2 protein-coding genes are annotated in these 3,063 nt (G+C 66.9%); one reads left to right on the top strand and one right to left on the bottom strand.

The window, feature by feature from the left end; genetic code table 11:
• A partial coding sequence (locus O0J15_RS20625; RefSeq protein ID WP_308306233.1) for a TonB-dependent receptor occupies positions 1-2,106 on the top strand: 2,106 nt, incomplete at its 5' end.
• A 132-nt stretch (positions 2,107-2,238) separates the two neighbouring features.
• On the opposite strand, the gene O0J15_RS20620 is transcribed toward O0J15_RS20625, so the two are convergent.
• A partial coding sequence (locus O0J15_RS20620; protein WP_245152109.1) for a phosphatase PAP2 family protein occupies positions 2,239-3,063 on the bottom strand: 825 nt, incomplete at its 5' end.

Below are 3,063 nucleotides of genomic sequence, written 5' to 3'. Positions count from 1 at the left end.
AACGCCAAGGACGTACCGGTCGCACTGAGCGCGATCCAGGGCGAGAAGCTGGATGTGCTCGGCTCGGCCGGCGATGACATCCGCTTCCTGGCCGCACGCGTGCCCAGCCTCAACATCGAGTCGTCCTACGGCCGTGCCTTCCCGCGCTTCTACATCCGCGGCCTGGGCAACACCGATTTCGACCTCAATGCCTCGCAGCCGGTGTCGCTGGTGTATGACGACGTGGTGCAGGAAAGCCCGCTGCTGAAGGGCTTCCCGCTGTTCGACCTGGCCAACGTGGAAGTGCTGCGTGGCCCGCAGGGCACGCTGTTCGGCCGCAACACCCCGGCCGGTGTGGTCAAGTTCGATTCGGCACGCCCGTCGCAGGATGCCGATGGTTACCTCCGTGTCGGCTACGGCAGCTACAACAGCTGGAACGTGCAGGGCGCCTACGGCGGCCCGCTGACCGACCGCTGGTCGGCACGCGTCTCGGCCATCTACCAGCGCCGCGACGACTGGGTCGACAACACCCGCGTCGGCGCTCCCAACAGTGGCTTCGAAGGCTATGACGAAGCCGCCGGCCGCGTGCAGTTCCTGTACGAAGGCGACGACTTCGAAGCACTGTTCAACCTGCACAAGCGCAAGCTCAACGGTACCGCCCGCCTGTTCCGCGCCAACATCATCCAGAAGGGTGGCAATTCGCTGGTCGAGAACTTCGACCGCGACAAGGTGGCCAACGACGGCGTCAACTTCTCCGACTTGGAGACCTGGGGCGGCAGCGCGCGCCTGCAGTGGAACCTCGGTTCGGTGACCCTGCATTCGATCACCGGTTATGAAACCGCCGAGTCGCTCAACCGTGGCGACATCGACGGTGGCTACGGCGCGGCCTTCCTCGGTGCCGGCAACTACGGTCCGGGCCTGATTCCGTTCTCGTCGGAGTCGGCCGACGGCCTGCCGCACCACCGCCAGTGGACGCAGGAAGTGCGCATCGAGTCCAACGAATGGGGCCGCTTCGACTGGCAGGCCGGCGTCTTCTACTTCGATGAAGACGTGACCATCAACAACTTCAACTACGACTCGCTGACCCCGGGCAACCCGCAGACCGGACACGTGGTGCAGAACCAGCGCAACAAGGCGTGGGCCGTGTTCGCTTCGGGCGACTTCGATGTCACCGACCGCTTCAAGCTGCGTGCCGGCGTGCGCTATACCCAGGACAAGAAGGACTTCAGCGCCAGCGTGCTGCAGGCCGTTCCGTTCGGCACCCCGGTCAGCGGCCCGTACCTGGCCAACACCGACGTCAACGACGTCAGCTGGGACGTCAGCGGCGTGTACAAGCTGACCGACGACATCAACGCCTACGCCCGCGTCGCCAAGGGCTTCCGCGCGCCGTCGATCCAGGGCCGCCTGGCCTTTGCGCCGGGCCTGTCGCAGGCCGATTCGGAGAAGGTCATCTCGTACGAGGCCGGCATCAAGGCCGACCTGTTCGAGCGCCGCGCGCGCCTGGGCCTGAGCGTGTTCCGCTACAACGTTGACGGCCAGCAGCTGATCGCCGTGGGCGGTGCCAACAACACCGCCACCCTGCTCAACGCCGACAAGACCATCGGCCAGGGCGTGGAACTGGACCTGGAAGCCTACCTGGCCGACAACGTCCTGCTGACCTTCGGCAGCAGCTACAACGACACCGAGATCAAGGACAAGAACCTTGCGGTGGCGATCTGCGGCGGTGGCTGCACCATCAACGACCCGACCACGGTCATCAACGGCGGCACCTATGCGCTGGTGAACGGCAACCCGCTGCCGCAGGCGCCGAAATGGATCCACAACGCGACCCTGCGCGTGGGCTTCCCGCTCAGCGATGGCAGCGAGCTGTACGCCTACACCGACTGGGCCTACCGCAGCGCGGTGAACTTCTTCATCTACGAGTCGCCGGAATTCCGCGGCCGCAGTTCGCTGGAAGGCGGCCTGCGCCTGGGCTACAACTGGGATTACGGCCAGTACGACGTGGCGGTGTTCGGTCGCAACCTGACCAACCAGACCCGCGTGGTCGGCGCGATCGACTTCAACAACCTGACCGGCTTCCTCAACGAGCCGCGTACCTGGGGCGTGGAGTTCACCGCGAAGTTCTGATGCGGTGGCTGCGTTGATGCAATGAAGAAGGGCCGGCGCACTGCCGGCCCTTCTGTTTCCTGCTTCGTGTAGAGCCGAGCCTGCGCTCGGCTGCTCTGAGCCGAGCATGGCTCGGCTCTACAGAGGCGTGGCCTACAGCGCGCTCTGCGGGCGCACCTTCAGCACCGCATTCTCGGTGGCGCAGTCGCGGCTGGAGTGCAGGCCGGCCTTGCGCGCCGCTTCGATCTCCTTGCGTGCGGCCAGCAGGTCCTTGTTGAAGGCCGCGTTGTCGTGCAGGCGGGCCACGGCGGCGGCACCCATGAAGCGGCCTTCGAGGATGTCGCTCTGCCAGTGCACGTTGCACACCAGGCGGCTCTCGCCGTAGTTGCGCCCGCGCGCCTGGATGGCGTCGGCGCGGTCCGGCGCGATCTCCGACAGGATCAGTGCCCAGGCCCAGCCGATCGAGGTGTGGCCGGACGGGTACGAGCCGTTCTTGCGCAGGCCGTCTTCGTCCTTCGGCGAGCAGGTCGGTTCACCGTTGACCATGAACGGACGCGGGCGCTGGTAGTGGTTCTTGGCCGCCTTGGTCGCCGCGCTGGCGTCGATCCGGCTGCGCTCCAGCAGGCGATACAGCGCCGGGGTCTTCACCGCATCGACGTCGATGTCGGCGGCGCAGGAGAAGTGGTTGGCGCCTTCGGGGAAACCGAGTTCCGCATCGACGCCGGCCTGGGCGAAGCGCGGGCTGCCACGCAGCGCGCGGGCCTCACGGCTGACCTGCTCGTCCAGGGCGAACGCGGCCGAACCGGCCACCGGTGGTGCCGGTACCAGGTCGAGGCTGGCCGGAACCGCGCTCTTGTCCAGATAACCCACCGCCTTGGTGGTGATGTTGGCTTCGACGGCGGTCGGCTTGGCGGCGGTGGCGGCACAACCGGCCAGGGCAGCGGCCACGGCAAGGCCGAGCAGCGGGCGGGCAGGGTG

This window comes from Stenotrophomonas sp. Sm10 (assembly GCF_030985515.1).
Lineage (GTDB): Bacteria > Pseudomonadota > Gammaproteobacteria > Xanthomonadales > Xanthomonadaceae > Stenotrophomonas > Stenotrophomonas hibiscicola.
Note: the sequence above shows the minus strand (reverse complement) of the source record. Positions and strands in the feature narration are given on the sequence as shown.